The 15,942-nt window shown below is 71.2% G+C and carries 11 protein-coding genes; 3 read left to right on the top strand and 8 right to left on the bottom strand.

Going from position 1 to position 15,942, the window contains the following annotated elements:
- Nucleotides 1-11: 11 nt before the first annotated feature.
- From ACFWM2_RS18110 to ACFWM2_RS18100, 3 genes are read right to left on the bottom strand one after another with little or no spacing between them, the layout of a single operon-like run.
- Complete coding sequence (locus ACFWM2_RS18110) at nt 12-1,169, bottom strand: acetyl-CoA C-acetyltransferase (RefSeq protein ID WP_383280243.1); 1,158 nt, start codon at nt 1,167-1,169, stop codon at nt 12-14.
- 19 nt (nt 1,170-1,188) lie between these two features.
- The gene (locus ACFWM2_RS18105) at nt 1,189-1,803 is read right to left on the bottom strand and encodes a TetR/AcrR family transcriptional regulator (RefSeq protein ID WP_383280240.1); all 615 of its coding nucleotides are present in this window, start codon (nt 1,801-1,803) and stop codon (nt 1,189-1,191) included.
- A 30-nt stretch (nt 1,804-1,833) separates the two neighbouring features.
- Nucleotides 1,834-2,625, bottom strand: a complete 792-nt coding sequence (locus ACFWM2_RS18100) for an SDR family oxidoreductase (protein ID WP_383280237.1) — start codon at nt 2,623-2,625, stop codon at nt 1,834-1,836.
- A gap of 72 nt (nt 2,626-2,697) precedes the next feature.
- Here ACFWM2_RS18100 and ACFWM2_RS18095 point away from each other — a divergent pair, with 72 nt between their 5' ends.
- Both ACFWM2_RS18095 and ACFWM2_RS18090 read left to right on the top strand, forming a co-directional pair.
- A complete protein-coding gene (locus ACFWM2_RS18095) occupies nt 2,698-3,888 on the top strand; it encodes an acyl-CoA dehydrogenase family protein (protein ID WP_383280234.1) in 1,191 nt (396 codons plus the stop codon).
- Nucleotides 3,888-4,982: an acyl-CoA dehydrogenase family protein gene (locus ACFWM2_RS18090; RefSeq protein WP_383280231.1), complete on the top strand. Its 1,095-nt coding sequence runs from the start codon at nt 3,888-3,890 to the stop codon at nt 4,980-4,982. The genes ACFWM2_RS18095 and ACFWM2_RS18090 overlap by 1 nt, the downstream gene beginning before the upstream one ends.
- Here the strand turns inward: ACFWM2_RS18090 and ACFWM2_RS18085 are convergent.
- Complete coding sequence (locus tag ACFWM2_RS18085; protein WP_383280228.1) at nt 4,957-6,618, bottom strand: cytochrome bc complex cytochrome b subunit; 1,662 nt, start codon at nt 6,616-6,618, stop codon at nt 4,957-4,959. The two genes, ACFWM2_RS18090 and ACFWM2_RS18085, sit on opposite strands and share 26 nt — an antisense overlap.
- Before the next feature lie 116 nt (nt 6,619-6,734).
- Nucleotides 6,735-7,286: a HutD family protein gene (locus ACFWM2_RS18080; RefSeq protein ID WP_383280226.1), complete on the bottom strand. Its 552-nt coding sequence runs from the start codon at nt 7,284-7,286 to the stop codon at nt 6,735-6,737.
- 246 nt (nt 7,287-7,532) lie between these two features.
- Between ACFWM2_RS18080 and ACFWM2_RS18075 the strand changes: the two genes are divergently transcribed.
- Nucleotides 7,533-8,453 (top strand): chitosanase, encoded by a 921-nt coding sequence (locus tag ACFWM2_RS18075; protein ID WP_383280223.1) that lies wholly within the window; start codon nt 7,533-7,535, stop codon nt 8,451-8,453.
- A gap of 131 nt (nt 8,454-8,584) precedes the next feature.
- Here the strand turns inward: ACFWM2_RS18075 and ACFWM2_RS18070 are convergent, their stop codons facing one another.
- From ACFWM2_RS18070 to ACFWM2_RS18060, 3 genes are all read right to left on the bottom strand, one after another.
- Nucleotides 8,585-10,045, bottom strand: a complete 1,461-nt coding sequence (locus ACFWM2_RS18070; RefSeq protein ID WP_383280220.1) for a glutamate synthase subunit beta — start codon at nt 10,043-10,045, stop codon at nt 8,585-8,587.
- A complete protein-coding gene (gene gltB, locus ACFWM2_RS18065; RefSeq protein WP_383280217.1) occupies nt 10,038-14,633 on the bottom strand; it encodes a glutamate synthase large subunit in 4,596 nt (1,531 codons plus the stop codon). The genes ACFWM2_RS18070 and gltB overlap by 8 nt, the downstream gene beginning before the upstream one ends.
- A 400-nt stretch (nt 14,634-15,033) precedes the next feature.
- On the bottom strand, nt 15,034-15,765 hold the full coding sequence (locus tag ACFWM2_RS18060; RefSeq protein ID WP_383280214.1) for a VIT1/CCC1 transporter family protein: 732 nt from the start codon (nt 15,763-15,765) through the stop codon (nt 15,034-15,036).
- Nucleotides 15,766-15,942: the final 177 nt, after the last annotated feature.

The raw sequence follows: 15,942 nt of genomic DNA, 5'->3' as shown, positions 1-15,942 counted from the left end.
GGCCGGGCCCCTCAGAGGCGTTCGATGATCGTCACGTTCGCCTGGCCGCCGCCCTCGCACATGGTCTGGAGGCCGAAGCGGCCGTCCGTGCGCTCCAGTTCGTGCAGCAGCGTGGTCATCAGCTTCACGCCGGTGGCGCCGAGGGGGTGGCCCAGGGCGATCGCGCCGCCGTTGACATTGACCTTGGCGGGGTCCGCGCCGGTCTCCTTGAGCCAGGCGAGGACGACGGGCGCGAACGCCTCGTTGATCTCCACGAGGTCGATGTCGTCGAGGGACATGCCGGTCTTCTTCAGGGCGTACGCGGTGGCCGGGATGGGGGCCGAGAGCATGCGGATGGGGTCCTCGCCGCGTACGGAGAGATGGTGGACGCGGGCCCGGGGCGTCAGCCCGTGCTCCCGGACCGCGCGCTCGGAGGCGAGCAGCATCGCGGCGGCGCCGTCGGAGACCTGCGAGGAGCAGGCGGCGGTGATGGTGCCGCCCTCGACGACCGGTTTCAGGCCGGCCATCTTCTCCGGCGAGGTGTCCCGGCGCGGCCCCTCATCGACGGTGACCTCCCCGTACGCCACCGTCTCGCGGGCGAAGCGGCCCTCGTCGATGGCGTGGGCGGCCCGCTGGTGGGAGCGGAGCGCGAACTCCTCCTGGTCGCGGCGGCTGATGCCCCACTTGGCGGCGATCAGCTCGGCGCCGTGGAACTGGTTGACGGGCCGGTCGCCGTAGCGGGCCCGCCAGCCCTCGCTGCCGGCGAACGGGCCCTGGGTGAGGCCGAGCGGTTCGGCGGCCTGGCGGGAGGCGAAGGCGATGGGTATCTGGGACATGTTCTGCACGCCGCCCGCGACGACCAGGTCCTGGGTGCCGGACAGGACCGCCTGGGCCGCGAAGTGCACGGCCTGCTGGGAGGATCCGCACTGCCGGTCGACGGTGACACCCGGCACCTCCTCGGGCAGTCCCGCCGCCAGCCAGCAGGTGCGGGCGATGTCCCCGGCCTGCGGCCCCACCGTGTCCAGACACCCGAAGACGACGTCCTCGACGGCGGCCGGGTCCACCCCGGACCGCTCGACCAGGGCCGCGAGGACGTGGGCGCCGAGGTCCGCCGGGTGCACCCCGGCGAGCCCTCCTCCCCGCCGTCCGACGGGTGTGCGGACCGCTTCGACGATGTAGGCCTCGGCCATGGCGGTGTCCCTTCCGGGGTCAGGTGTCGCGTAGGGAGATCCCGTCGAGCACCATCGACAGATACTGGCGGGCGATCTCCTCGGGGCTGTGCTGTCCGCCGGGCCGGTACCAGGACGCGGCGACCCAGACGGTGTCGCGCACGAAGCGGTAGGTGAGCCGGATGTCCAGGTCGGCCCGGAAGACCTGGGCGTCGACGCCGCGCTCCAGCGTGCTGAGCCACGCCTTCTCGAAGTTGCGCTGCGACTCGGCGAGAAACGCGAACCGCTCCTGCGCGGCGAGGTGTTTGGACTCCTTCTGGTAGATCGCGACGGCGGCCCGGTGCCGGTCGATCTCCCGGAAGGACTCGGTGACCAGGGCCTCCAGCGTTTCCCGGGGGCCGAGTCCGGCGTCCAGGACGGTGTCGTAGCCGTCCCACAGCTCGTCGAGGAAGGTCCGCAGGATCTCCTCCAGCATCGATTCCTTGGAGTCGAAGTGGTAGTAGAGGCTGCCCGCGAGCATGCCGGCGTGGTCGGCGATCTTGCGCACGGTGGTGGCGTTGTAGCCCTGCTCGGCGAAGACCTCGGCAGCGGTGCCGAGGAGTTCACGGCGCCGCTCCGGTGAGGCGGTCACCTGGGGCTTCTTCTTGGTAGGCACGCAGCCATTGTGGTCCTTCGGCCCCCGGGCCTACGCATGCCGGCTGCTGACGGAGACGACCTCACCCGTCATGTACGAGGAGTAGGGGGAGGCCAGGAAGACGATCACATTCGCGACCTCCCAGGGCTCTGCGTACCGCCCGAAGGCCTCCCGGGCTGTGAGCTCCTCCAGCAGTTCGGGGGTGGTGACCTTCACCAGGTGCGGGTGCATGGCGAGGCTCGGGGAGACGGCGTTGACCCGCACCCCGTAGGCCGCGGCCTCGACGGCCGCGCACCGGGTGAGCGCCATGACGCCGGCCTTGGCGGCCGCGTAGTGGGCCTGCCCGGCCTGGGCGCGCCAGCCGACGACCGAGGCGTTGTTGACGACGACGCCGCCCCGCCCGCGCCGCTTGAGCAGCCGCAGCGCGGCGCGGGTGCAGCGGAAGGTGCCGTTCAGGGTGACGTCCAGGACTTTCGACCACTGGTCGTCGGTCATGTCGACGAGCTCCGAAGTCCCGCCGAGGCCCGCGTTGTTGACGACGATGTCCAGGCCGTCGTGGAGGTCGTCCGCGTGGGCGAACAGGGCGCCCACCTGCTCTTCGCTCGTCACGTCGCAGGGCAGGGAGGCGACGTTCGCCGCGCCGAACTCCTCGGCGAGGGCGTCCGCGCTCTCCTTGAGGCGGCGGGTGTGAGCGTCGCCGAGCACGACCCGGGCGCCCTCCTCCAGGAACTTGCGGGCGGTGGCGCCGCCGATGCCGGCGCCCGCGGCGGCCGTGATGACGGCGGTGCGCCCCTTCAGCAGCCCGTGCCCGGGTACGTACGCCGGGCTCTCGACGTCGCTCATGACGCCACGCTAACCTACCAAACACTTGTTAGGGAAGGTCGCCGCCGAGGCCCCCACCGGAAGGTGCCGTCGATGGATCTCACGCACTCCCCCGCCGACGAGGCGTTCCGCGCCGAGGCCCGGACCTGGCTCGCCGACCATGTGCCGTCGGTCCCCCTGCCCTCCCTGGAGACCGCGGAGGGCTTCGCCGCGCACCGCCGGTGGGAGGCCGAACTGGCCGCGGACCGCTGGTCGGTGGTGTCCTGGCCGGCGGAGTACGGCGGGCGGGACGCGGACATCGTCCGTTGGCTGGTCTTCGAGGAGGAGTACTACGCGGCGGGCGCTCCGGGCCGCGTCGGCCAGAACGGCATCAGCCTCCTCGCCCCCACGCTCTTCGACCACGGCACGCGCGAGCAGCGCGCCCGGATCCTGCCCCCCATGGCGTCCGGCGAGGTGGTGTGGGCGCAGGCCTGGTCCGAGCCGGAGGCGGGCTCCGACCTGGCCTCGCTCACCTCCCGGGCGGTCCGCACGGACGGGGGCTGGCTGCTGAGCGGGCAGAAGACGTGGTCGTCGCGGGCCGCGTTCGCGGACCGGGCCTTCGGGCTCTTCCGCAGCGACCCGGACACGCCGAAGCCGCATCAGGGCCTGACGTATCTGATGTTCGACCTGCGGGCGCCCGGCGTCACCGTCCGCCCGATCGGCCGTCTCGACGGGAAGCCCGCCTTCGCCGAGCTCTTCCTGGACGAGGTCTTCGTGCCGGACGAGGACGTGATCGGCGAGCCGGGCGGGGGCTGGCGGGTCGCCATGTCCACCGCGGGCAATGAACGCGGCCTGACGCTCCGCTCGCCCGGCCGCTTCCTCGCCGCCGCCGACCGGCTGACCGAGCTGTGGCGCGCCCGCACTCAGGCGTCCGGCCCTTCGGACACTGCGGACACCCCAGACAGCGCAGCCACCGCGGACACGGCGCTGCGCGACCGGGTGGCCGACGCGGTGATCGGCGCCCGCGCCTACCAGCTCTTCACCTACGCCAACGCGTCCCGCTTCGCCGCGGGCGAGGCCATCGGTCCGGAGTCCAGCCTGAACAAGGTGTTCTGGTCCGAGTACGACATCGCGCTGCACGAGACGGCGCTCGATCTCCTGGGCGCCGAGGGCGAGTTGGCCGACACCGAATGGTCCGAGGGGTACGTCTTCTCGCTCGCCGGGCCCATCTACGCGGGCACCAACGAGATCCAGCGCGACATCATCGCCGAGCGGCTGCTCGGCCTGCCGAAGGGCCGCCGCTGATGCGCTTCCTCCTCGACACCGAGCAGCGTGCGTTCGCCCGTTCGCTGGACGCGATGCTGACGGCCGCGGACACTCCCGCTGCCGTGCGCGCCTGGAGCACGGGCGATCACGCGGCGGGCCGTGCGGTGTGGTCCCGCCTCGCCGACGCCGGCGTCTTCGCGCCGGCCGTGCCCGAGGCGTACGAGGGAATGGGGCCCCTTCCCGTGGAACTCGCGGTGGCTTTCGTGGAGTTGGGGCGGCACGCGGTCCCGGGGCCGCTGGTGGAGACGGTCGCCGCCTGCGTCCTGCTGGCCGGTCTCGAGGAGTCGGGACCCGCGAAGCGGCTGCTGCCGGCGCTCGCCTCGGGCGAGACAGTGGCGACGGTGGCCCTGCCGGGCGGGAGTCCGTACGTGCTGGACGGGGACGCGGCGGAGGTGCAGCTGACCGTGCGCGGCACCGGCGACGACACCGCCCTGCACCTGACCCGGGCCCCGGTCCACGCACCCGCCCCGCACCACTCCCCCGACCCGGCACCGCGCCAATCCCCTGACCCCGCGGCGCGTCCCCGACCCCGTCCAGCACGGACGGACCCCGCCCCGCGCCCCTCCCTCGACCCCGCCCGCCGTCTGGCCCGCCCGCTGCCCTGCGGAGAGGTGCTCGCCACCGGCCCCCATGTCACCCGTGCCGCCGCCGACGCCCTCGCCTGGGCCCGGCTCGCCACCGCCGCGCAGGCCCTCGGCGTCGGTCTTGCGCTGCTCGAGCGGACGGTGGCGTATGTGCGGCAACGTACGCAGTTCGGGGTGCCCGTCGGCTCGTTCCAGGCCGTGAAGCACCGGCTGGCCGACGCGAAGGTCGCCCTGGAGTTCGCGCGCCCGCTGCTGTTCGGCGCGGCCCTCACCCTGCACCCCGCGGACCTCGCCGCCGCCAAGGTCACGGCCTGCGAGGGGGCGTACGCCACGGCGCGGACCGCGCTGCAACTGCACGGCGCGATCGGCTACACCGCCGAGTACGACCTCTCGCTCTGGCTGACCAAGGCCCGCGCGCTGCGCACGGCGTGGGGCACCCCGGCCCAGTGCCGGGCCGAGGTCCTCAGGGGTGGTGGTCGCCGCTCGTGACTTCGCGGTACTCCTCCGCCGTCGGCTTCTCGATCTGCGTCCCGGGTCCGTACAGGGCGCGGGCGAGCCGGGCACGCAGCCGTCGGGAGGGGGCGACGCTGCGGACGACGCCGTTCGCGTCGACGAGCGGGCCCACCTCGTACGGCGGCGGCTGCTCGTGCTGGGTGAGCGTGAACCGCTGCGCCTGCGAGAGCGGTTCGTGCACCTCGACGTACTCGCCGTGCGGGAGCCGCTTGATGGTGCCCGTCTCCCGTCCGTGCAGCACCTTGTCGCGGTCGCGGCGCTGCAGCCCCAGGCAGATGCGTTTCGTGACGACGAAGGCGAGCACCGGCCCGACGAAGAAGGCGATCCGTACGAACCAGGTGATCGAGTTGATCGAGAGATGGAAGTGGGTGGCCCACAGGTCGTTGCCGCCGCCGACCAGCAGGACGGCGTACAGCGTCAGGAAGGCGACGCCCAGCGCGGTGCGGGTGGGCACGTTGCGGGGGCGGTCCAGGATGTGGTGTTCGCGTTTGTCGCCGGTGATCCAGGCCTCGACGAACGGGTAGACGCCGATGGCGGTCAGGACGAGCGGGAAGAGCATGAAGGGGATGAAGACACCCAACTGCAGGGTGTGGCCCCAGGCGTTGATCTCCCATCCCGGCATCACCCGGATCAGCCCCTCGGAGAAGCCGAGGTACCAGTCGGGCTGGGCGCCGGTGGTCACCAGGTCGGCCCGGTAGGGGCCGAAGGCCCACACGGGGTTGATCGTCGCGACCGCGCCCATCATCGACAGCACGCCGAAGACGAGGAAGAAGAAGCCGCCCGCCTTGGCCATGTAGACGGGCATGAAGGGCATGCCGACGACGGACTTCTCGTCGCGTCCGGGGCCGGGGTACTGGGTGTGCTTGTGGTAGACGACGAGCACGAGATGGGCCACCACAAGACCCAGGATCACCCCGGGCAGCACCAGGATGTGCATCGGGTAGAGGCGCGAGATGATCTCGTGCCCCGGGAACTCTCCGCCGAAGAGGAAGAAGGAGAGATACGTGCCCACGACCGGTATGGACAGGATCGCCCCCTGGGCGAACCGGATGCCGGTGCCGGACAGCAGGTCGTCGGGGAGCGAGTAGCCGGTCAGTCCGGTGATGAGCGCGAGCATGAACATGGTCCAGCCGAACAGCCAGTTGACCTCGCGGGGCTTGCGGAACGCGCCGGTGAAGAAGACCCGCATCATGTGCACCAGCATCCCGGCGAGGAAGATCAGCGCCGCCCAGTGGTGGATCTGCCGGATGAGCAGACCGCCGCGCACCTCGAAGCTGATGTCGAGCGTCGACTCGTACGCGCGGGTCATGATGACGCCGTTCAGCGGCTCGTACGTGCCGTGGTAGACGACCTCGGCTCCGCTGGGATCGAAGAACAGGGTGAGGTAGACGCCGGTGAGGATCAGGATGACGAAGCTGTAGAGGCAGACCTCGCCGAGCATGAAGGACCAGTGGTCCGGGAACGCCTTGCGCATCAGGAACTTGGCCTGCGGATAGAGGCCCAGACGGCCGTCCGCCCAGTCCGCGACCCGCTCGCCCTTGCCGGCGTCCGTGGACCTCCCGGCCCGCGAAGTCCCCGTACTCCGGCTGGATTCGATCTCTTCCGCGACCATGGCCCCGCCCCCCTCGGATCGCCCCAGGGTGTCACGAGGTCCCCACGAAGCCAACGGGTCCCGCGGACAAGTCAGTTGGCGGGGGGCAGACCGCCCTGGCGAGGAGGTGCCGGGCCTCAGTCCGGCGGGGTGAGGCCGATGACTGCGGTACGGCCCCTGGCGTGCAGGACGGTGTCCGTGCCGGTCAGCAGTGCCGCGTCGTACCGTCCGAGGGTCACCCCGGCCACTTCGGTGCCGCCGTCGAGGGCGACGACCAGCGCGGGTGTGGCAGCCAGCCGCAGCCTGCCGCGTACGACCGCGACGTGCGGGGCCGTACGGCCGCCGCCCCTGCGCCACATCACGTTGAGGTTCACCACCGGGCCGTCGAGCAGCCGGCAGTCGGTCGGCACGTCACCACGGAAGTCCTGGGGCACGTCACGCGTGTCGACCAGCCGGGGCGCGCCGTCCACCGTCAGATCCATGCCCGCTCCCTCGACGAGCGTGAGGGTCCGGTCGACGTCGGGGAACGCGGAGAACGGTCCGTCGGCGCCGACCTCGGCGAGGCTCACCCGCCACGCGAAGCCGGCCATGTCCGCGCCCGGCGGCCAGGCAGCGATCTCGCGGGTGACACCGCCGCCGTTCTTCCAGGGCACGGCCGCCCGTACGGCGGCAGGGAGCAGCCGGGTCACTGGACGATGCCCGCCGTGCGGGTGAGGCCGGTCCCGGCCATGCGGGCTCCTTCGCGGTGCGGTGACGGAGACAGGATGCGGTGACGAAGGCGAGATGCGGTGACGAAGGCAAGTGCGGTGACGGAGGCGAGATTACGTCACCCACGCACCCGCGCCTCCGGCCCCCGGCGCAGCCCGGCACTCACGCGCGGCGCGAGCCGATCCGGGGTCCGGGCGCGGCCGGTGCGGCCGCCGTACCCTTTGCCCATGAAACGAGCCGTCGGCCTGTTGTTCGCCGCCGTCCCGCTCCTGGCCGCGGCGGTCTGTCTCGCCACCCCGTCCGAGCACACGGTGACCGATGACGCCGGGCGCGGAGTGACCGCGTCGCGCCAGGCACCGCCCGACGCCTCGGCGCCGACCGGGGGGCCGGCCGACAGCGAGCGGCCCACCGACCCGCCGAGCACTCCCGCCGACCCGGACCAGGGTCTCGACGCCCCGGACAAGAAGGAGCTGGCCCAGAAGCTCGTGGCGAGCGCCGAGAACGCCACGCTCGACTGGCGCGGGCAGTACGGCTACATCGAGGACATCGACGACGGCCGGGGCTACACCGCGGGCATCATCGGCTTCTGCACCGGCACCCACGACCTGCTCGTCCTGGTGGAGCACTACACCGGGGACCACCCGGACAACGGGCTCGCCCGCTATCTCCCCGCCCTGCGCGAGGTCGACGGCTCGGACTCGCATCAGGGCCTGGACCCCGGTTTCACGGCGGCCTGGCGGGCGGAGGCGAAGGTCGCCGCCTTCCGCGAGGCCCAGGACAGCGAACGGGACCGTGTGTACTTCGACCCCGCGGTCCACCTCGCCAAGCTCGACGGCCTCGGCACACTCGGCCAGTTCATCTACTACGACGCGATGGTCATGCACGGCCCCGGCACCGGCCCCGACAGCTTCCAGGGGCTGCGTGCCCGTGCGATGGCCGCGGCGGACACCCCGGCCGAGGGCGGCGACGAGAAGACGTACCTCGGCCACTTCCTCGACACCCGCCGCAGCGCCATGAAGTCGTCCCCCGACCACCACGACACCACCCGCATCGACACGGCCCAGCGCCGCTTCCTCGACGAGGGCAACCTCGACCTGGACCCGCCCCTGGAGTGGCAGGTCTACGGCGAGCGCTACGAGGTGCGGTAGCCGAACCCGTCAGCCCGCGGCCCGCCGGAGGCGGACGCACCACGGCGCCCACCCGGGTCCGGTCGGGGACGGGGCAGGCGCCGCGTTCAGTTCCGTACGCCTTTGTACGGGACGTCTGTTGGGGCGGAGCGTCAGACCATCAGCGCACGGTCGGTCGGGCGGATCGGCGCCGGCAGTTCGCTCGCGCCGGTCAGGAAGCGGTCCACGCCGCGGGCGGCCGAGCGGCCCTCCGCGATGGCCCAGACGATGAGCGACTGCCCGCGGCCCGCGTCGCCGGCGACGAAGACGCCGGGCACGTTGGTCTGGAAGTCGCCGTCGCGGGCGATGTTGCCGCGTTCGTCGAGCCCCAGGCCGAACTGCGAGACCAGGCCGTTCTCGACGTCCGTGCCGGTGAAGCCCATGGCCAGCGTCACGAGCTGCGCGGGGATCCTGCGCTCCGTGCCGGGCTTCTGGGTCAGCTTGCCGCCGACGAACTCGACCTCGATGAGGTGCAGCCACTGGACGTTGCCGTCCTCGTCGCCCTCGAAGTGGGTGGTGTTGACGGAGTAGACCCGCTCGCCGCCCTCCTCGTGCGCGGAGGTGACCTTGTAGAGCATCGGGAACGTCGGCCAGGGCTGGCCGGGGTTCCGCTCGTCGCCCGGGCGGGGCATGATCTCCAGCTGCGTGACGGAGGCCGCGCCCTGGCGGTGGGCCGTGCCCACGCAGTCCGCGCCCGTGTCGCCGCCGCCGATGACGACGACGTGCTTGCCCTCGGCCGTGATCGGGGGCGCCACGAAGTCGCCCTCCTGGACCTTGTTGGACAGCGGCAGGTACTCCATCGCCTGGTAGATGCCGGTCAACTCCCGCCCGGGGACGGGGAGATCACGGGCGGTGGTGGCGCCGGCGGCGACGACCACGGCGTCGTACCGCTTGCGCAGGTCCGTCGCCTTGAGATCGCGGCCGATCTCGATGCCCGTACGGAACCGGGTGCCCTCCGCGCGCATCTGCTCGATACGGCGGTTGATGTGCCGCTTCTCCATCTTGAACTCGGGGATGCCGTAGCGCAGGAGGCCGCCGACGCGGTCGGCGCGCTCGTACACCGCGACCGTGTGACCGGCCCGGGTCAGCTGCTGGGCGGCGGCGAGACCCGCCGGGCCGGAGCCGACGACCGCGACCGTCTTGCCGCTGAGGCGCTCGGGGGCCTGCGCCGCGACATCGCCGGTGTCCCACGCCTTGTCGATGATCGAGACCTCGACGTTCTTGATGGTCACGGCGGGCTGGTTGATGCCGAGGACACACGCCGACTCGCAGGGAGCGGGGCACAGCCGGCCCGTGAACTCCGGGAAGTTGTTCGTGGCGTGCAGGCGCTCGGAGGCGGCGGACCAGTCCTCGCGGTAGGCGTAGTCGTTCCACTCGGGGATCAGGTTCCCCAGCGGACAGCCGTTGTGGCAGAACGGGATACCGCAGTCCATGCAGCGGCTGGCCTGCTTGCTGATGATGGGCAGCAGCGAGCCGGGGACGTAGACCTCGTTCCAGTCCTTGAGGCGCTCCTCGACGGGACGGGTCGGGGCGACCTCGCGGCCGAGGTTGAGAAAGCCCTTGGGATCAGCCATTGGTCGCCGCCTCCATCATCTTCTCGGTGATCTCGGTCTCGGAGAGACCGGCTCGCTCGGCGGCGTCCTTGGCGGCGAGCACTGCCTTGTACGTGCTGGGAATGATCTTGCTGAAGCGCTCCACCGACACGGACCACTCGGCGAGGAGCTTCTCGGCGACCGTCGAGCCGCTCTCCTCGGCGTGCCGGCGCACCACGTCGTGCAGCCACTGCTTGTCGGTGTCGTCGAGGGCCTCGACGGCGCCCGCGTTGCCGACGTTCACGTTGTCGGGGTCCAGGTCGATGACGTACGCGATGCCGCCGGACATGCCGGCCGCGAAGTTGCGTCCCGTCTCGCCGAGGACGACCGCGTGACCGCCGGTCATGTACTCGCAGCCGTGGTCGCCCACGCCTTCGGCGACGACGGTCGCGCCGGAGTTGCGGACGCAGAAGCGCTCACCGGTGCGGCCGCGCAGGAAGAGCTCGCCGCCCGTCGCGCCGTACGCGATGGTGTTGCCCGCGATCGTCGAGAACTCGGCGAGGTGGTCGGCGCCCCGGTCGGGACGGACGATCACCCGGCCCCCGGAGAGGCCCTTGCCGACGTAGTCGTTGGCGTCGCCCTCCAGGCGCAGCGTGACACCGCGCGGCAGGAAGGCGCCGAAGGACTGGCCCGCGGAGCCGGTGAAGGTGATGTCGATGGTGTCGTCGGGCAGGCCGGCGCCACCGAACTTCTTGGTCACCTCGTGGCCGAGCATGGTGCCGACCGTGCGGTTGATGTTGCGGATGGCGACCTGGGCGCGGACCGGCTGGGCGTCGGTCGCGGAGTTCGCGGCCAGCGCGTCGCCCGCCAGCTTGATCAGCTCGTTGTCGAGCGCCTTCTCCAGGCCGTGGTCCTGCTGGATGACCTGGTGCAGGGGCGCGCCCTCGGGCAGCTCCGGCACGTAGAAGAGCGGGGACAGGTCCAGGCCCTGCGCCTTCCAGTGGTCGACGGCGCGGGTGACGTCGAGGCTCTCGGCGTGGCCGACGGCCTCCTCGATGGAGCGGAAGCCCAGCTCGGCGAGGATCTCGCGGACCTCTTCGGCGATGAACCGGAAGAAGTTCACGATGTACTCGGCCTTGCCGGCGAACCGCTCGCGCAGCACCGGGTTCTGCGTGGCGATGCCGACCGGGCAGGTGTCCAGGTGGCAGACGCGCATCATGACGCAGCCGGAGACGACGAGCGGCGCAGTCGCGAAACCGAACTCCTCGGCGCCGAGCAGCGCGGCGATGACGACGTCACGGCCGGTCTTCAGCTGACCGTCGGTCTGTACGACGATGCGGTCGCGCAGGCCGTTGAGCAGCAGGGTCTGCTGGGTCTCGGCGAGGCCGAGCTCCCAGGGACCGCCCGCGTGCTTCAGAGAGGTGAGGGGAGAGGCACCCGTACCGCCGTCGTGGCCGGAGATCAGGACGACGTCCGCGTGTGCCTTGGAGACACCCGCGGCGACCGTGCCGACGCCGACCTCGGAGACCAGCTTCACGTGAATCCGCGCCTGCGGGTTCGCGTTCTTCAGGTCGTGGATCAGCTGGGCCAGGTCCTCGATGGAGTAGATGTCGTGGTGCGGCGGCGGGGAGATGAGGCCCACGCCGGGCGTGCTGTGCCGGGTCTTGGCAACCCAGGGGTAGACCTTGTGGCCGGGCAGCTGGCCGCCCTCGCCGGGCTTGGCGCCCTGGGCCATCTTGATCTGGATGTCGTCCGCGTTGACCAGGTACTCGCTCGTCACACCGAAGCGGCCGGAGGCGACCTGCTTGATCGCCGAACGGCGCGCGGGGTCGTAGAGACGGTCCGCGTCCTCGCCGCCCTCACCGGTGTTGGACTTGCCGCCCAGCTGGTTCATGGCGATGGCGAGGGTCTCGTGCGCCTCCTTGGAGATGGAGCCGTACGACATGGCGCCGGTGGAGAAGCGCTTGACGATCTCGCTGACCGGCTCGACCTCGTCGACCGGGATCGCCGGGCGGCCCGACGCGAAGCCGAACAGGCCGCGCAGCGTCATCAGGCGCTCGGACTGCTCGTTCACCCGGTCCGTGTACTTCTTGAAGATGTCGTAGCTGCCGGTGCGCGTCGAGTGCTGGAGGCGGAAGACCGTCTCGGGGTCGAACAGGTGCGGCTCGCCCTCGCGGCGCCACTGGTACTCGCCCCCTATGTCCAAGGCACGGTGCGCCGGCGCGATGCCGGAGGCCGGGTACGCCTTGGCGTGCCGGGCGGCGACCTCCTTGGCGATGACGTCGAGGCCGGCACCGCCGATCTTCGTCGCCGTGCCGCTGAAGTACTTCCCGACGAAGGCCTCGTCCAGACCGACGGCCTCGAAGACCTGGGCGCCCCGGTAGGAGGCGACGGTCGAGATGCCCATCTTGGACATGACCTTCAGGACGCCCTTGCCGAGGGCGTAGATCAGGTTGCGGATGGCCTGCTCGGACTCGATGCCCGTAAGGAACGTGCCCGCGCGGACGAGGTCCTCGACGGACTCCATCGCCAGGTACGGGTTGACGGCCGCGGCGCCGAAGCCGATCAGGAGGGCCACGTGGTGGACCTCGCGGACGTCGCCCGCCTCGACGAGCAGGCCGACCTGGGTGCGCTGCTTGGTGCGGATGAGGTGGTGGTGGACGGCCGCGGTGAGCAGCAGCGACGGGATCGGCGCGTGCTCGGCGTCCGAGTGCCGGTCGGAGAGGACGATCAGCCGCGCGCCGTTCTCTATGGCGGCGTCGGCCTCCGTGCAGATCTCCTCCAGGCGCGCGGCGAGCGAGTCGCCGCCGCCGGAGACCCGGTACAGGCCGGACAGCGTCGCGGCCTTCATGCCGGGCATGTCGCCGTCGGCGTTGATGTGGATGAGCTTGGCCAGCTCGTCGTTGTCGATCACCGGGAAGGGCAGGGTGACCGAGCGGCACGAAGCGGCGGTCGGCTCGAGCAGGTTGCCCTGCGGGCCGAGCGAGGAGCGCAGGGAGGTGACCAGCTCCTCGCGGATCGCGTCCAGCGGCGGGTTGGTGACCTGCGCGAACAGCTGGGTGAAGTAGTCGAAGAGGAGCCGCGGGCGCTGCGAGAGGGCGGCGATCGGCGTGTCCGTACCCATCGAACCGATGGGTTCCGCACCGGCCTTGGCCATCGGCGCGACGATGATGCGCAGCTCTTCCTCGGTGTAGCCGAAGGTCTGCTGGCGGCGGGTGACCGAGGCGTGCGTGTGCACGATGTGCTCGCGCTCGGGCAGGTCGGAGAGCTCGATCTCGCCGGCTTCCAGCCACTCCGCGTACGGCATGTCGGCGGCGAGGCCGGCCTTGATCTCGTCGTCCTCGATGATGCGGTGCTCGGCGGTGTCCACGAGGAACATGCGGCCGGGCTGCAGGCGGCCCTTGCGGACGACCTTCGCGGGGTCGATGTCGAGGACGCCGACCTCGGAGCCGAGGACGACGAGGCCGTCGTCGGTGACCCAGTAGCGGCCGGGGCGCAGGCCGTTGCGGTCGAGGACCGCGCCGACCTGGGTGCCGTCGGTGAAGGTGACACAGGCCGGGCCGTCCCAGGGCTCCATCATCGTGGCGTGGAACTGGTAGAAGGCGCGGCGGGCCGGGTCCATGGAGGCGTGGTTCTCCCACGCCTCCGGGATCATCATCAGGACGGAGTGCGGGAGGGTGCGGCCGCCGAGGTGCAGCAGCTCCAGGACCTCGTCGAAGGACGCCGAGTCGGAGGCGTCGGGCGTACAGACCGGGAAGATGCGGTCGATCTTCTCCTGCGCGCCGAAGAGGTCGGAGACGATCTGGGACTCGCGGGCCGCCATCCAGTTGCGGTTGCCCTTGACCGTGTTGATCTCGCCGTTGTGCGCGACGAAGCGGTACGGGTGGGCGAGCGGCCAGCTCGGGAAGGTGTTCGTGGAGAACCGGGAGTGCACGAGCGCGATCGCGGAGGCGAAGCGGCGGTCGGACAGGTCCGGGAAGAAGGGCTCCAGCTGGCCGGTGGTCAGCATGCCCTTGTAGACGATGGTGCGCGCGGAGAGGGACGGGAAGTAGACACCGGCCTCGCGTTCGGCGCGCTTGCGCAGCACGAATGCCTTGCGGTCCAGCTCGATGCCCTGGCTGGTGCCGTCCGCGACGAAGAGCTGACGGAAGGCGGGCATCGTGGAGCGGGCGGTGGCGCCCAGCAGCCCGGGGGCCACCGGAACGTCGCGCCAGCCGAGGACGGTGAGGCCCTCCTCGGTCGCGGCCGTCTCGATCTGTGAGACAGCCGCGTCGACGCCGAGCGGCGGCAGGAAGGCGATGCCGACCGCGTACGCACCGGCTTCGGGGAGCTCGAATTCCGCGACCTCGCGGAAGAAGGCGTCCGGAACCTGGGACAGGATGCCCGCGCCGTCACCCGAGTCGGGCTCGGAGCCGGTGGCACCTCGGTGTTCCAGGTTGCGCAGCACCGTGAGCGCCTGCTCGACCAGCGCGTGGCTCGCCTCACCGGTGAGGGTGGCCACGAAGCCGACGCCGCAGGCGTCGTGCTCGTTGCGGGGGTCGTACATGCCCTGCGCGGCAGGGCGAGCATCCATGAAGGACCAGTTCTGGCCATTCGTGGAGTGCTGGGACGGCTGGCGCGGCGTGCGCATCGGCTCTCCCGTCGTCGTCGTGGCTGGGGGCGCCTCCCAGGTCTTTGGGACTCTGGGGGAGCTAATAACCGAGGGACGACGTTGGCCCTCTGCGGTGGAGTGCAAAATTTCGTGCAGGTTACATGATGGAGCGATTCTCGGGAACCGGGATATGTCGTTCCAACATGCGGACACCGCGGGGTCGCGGCGGGGGTACCGCGCACGGCGGTGAAGGTAAGGGGCCCAAGCGGACAGATCGATGACCGTCGGCCCGGAGCACGGCAGGCAACGTCGCCCGCCGCACTCGATGCGGAGCAGGCCTCATTGCCCGCAGCGCTTACGGCTCATGCCCGGTGGTTAAGCGTTCGAAACCGCCGAGTAACGACTACTTATGCAGTCCCTTGCATAAGAGCCCGACGCGTCATCCTACGGCCGTACCGAACCAGCCGCCCAGGGCGTACGTCACACCCGCCGCGGCACCGCCCAGCGCGAGCTGCCGCAGCCCGCTGTACCACCAGGACCGCGCGGTCACCCTGGCCACGATCGCGCCACAGGCGAAGAGCCCGATCAGCGCGAGCAGCAGGGCGGGCCACAGCGAGGTCGCGCCCAGCAGATACGGCAGGACGGGGAGCAGGGCGCCGAGGGCGAAGGAGCCGAAGCTCGACACGGCGGCGACGCCCGGCGAGGGCAGATCGCCGGGGTCTATGCCCAGCTCCTCGCGCGCGTGGATCTCCAGGGCCTGATCGGGATCGCGGGACAGCTGCCTGGCCACCTCGCGGGCCAGCTCGGGCTCGACGCCACGGGCCTCGTACAGCTCGGCGAGCTCGCGCTCCTCGTCCTGCGGGTGCTTGCGCAACTCCCGCCGTTCGACGTCGAGTTCGGCCTCGACGAGTTCGCGCTGCGAGGCGACGGAAGTGTACTCGCCCGCGGCCATCGAGAAGGCACCGGCGGTCAGGCCCGCGAGCCCGGTGATGACGATCGTCTGATGGGAGACGGACCCGCCGGCGACCCCCGTCATCAGGGCGAGGTTGGAGACCAGACCGTCCATCGCACCGAAGACCGCGGGACGCAGCCAGCCGCCGTTGACATCACGGTGCGTGTGGTTGTCGCGGTGCGCCTCGTGCAGCGTCGCCTCGGTGTCGATGATCGCCATGCCGGCCCCCGGAGGTGCTTGATTGGACTGTTTCCACTTTTTGACAGCCCCAAAAGTACGCCGGATATTTCTGGCCCGCTAGCAAGGAAGGCCGTACTTACCTGCACCTTTGGGCCTCATCGCTCATCCGTGGCGACCTGCGCACAGATGTCGACCGGGTGACGCTGCGGTGCGTGA

The organism is Streptomyces sp. NPDC058371, from assembly GCF_042723265.1.
Taxonomy (GTDB): domain Bacteria; phylum Actinomycetota; class Actinomycetes; order Streptomycetales; family Streptomycetaceae; genus Streptomyces.
Note: the sequence above shows the minus strand (reverse complement) of the source record. Positions and strands in the feature narration are given on the sequence as shown.

Excerpts from the sequence above, each read along its gene's own strand:
- ACFWM2_RS18070 (WP_383280220.1), bottom strand. The coding sequence starts at position 10,045 with ATGGCTGATCCCAAGGGCTTTCTCAACCTCGGCCGCGAGGTCGCCCCG.
- ACFWM2_RS18075 (WP_383280223.1), top strand. The coding sequence starts at position 7,533 with ATGAAACGAGCCGTCGGCCTGTTGTTCGCCGCCGTCCCGCTCCTGGCC.
- gltB (WP_383280217.1), bottom strand. The coding sequence starts at position 14,633 with ATGCGCACGCCGCGCCAGCCGTCCCAGCACTCCACGAATGGCCAGAAC.
- ACFWM2_RS18110 (WP_383280243.1), bottom strand. The coding sequence starts at position 1,169 with ATGGCCGAGGCCTACATCGTCGAAGCGGTCCGCACACCCGTCGGACGG.
- ACFWM2_RS18090 (WP_383280231.1), top strand. The coding sequence starts at position 3,888 with ATGCGCTTCCTCCTCGACACCGAGCAGCGTGCGTTCGCCCGTTCGCTG.
- ACFWM2_RS18060 (WP_383280214.1), bottom strand. The coding sequence starts at position 15,765 with ATGGCGATCATCGACACCGAGGCGACGCTGCACGAGGCGCACCGCGAC.
- ACFWM2_RS18095 (WP_383280234.1), top strand. The coding sequence starts at position 2,698 with ATGGATCTCACGCACTCCCCCGCCGACGAGGCGTTCCGCGCCGAGGCC.
- ACFWM2_RS18085 (WP_383280228.1), bottom strand. The coding sequence starts at position 6,618 with ATGGTCGCGGAAGAGATCGAATCCAGCCGGAGTACGGGGACTTCGCGG.
- ACFWM2_RS18100 (WP_383280237.1), bottom strand. The coding sequence starts at position 2,625 with ATGAGCGACGTCGAGAGCCCGGCGTACGTACCCGGGCACGGGCTGCTG.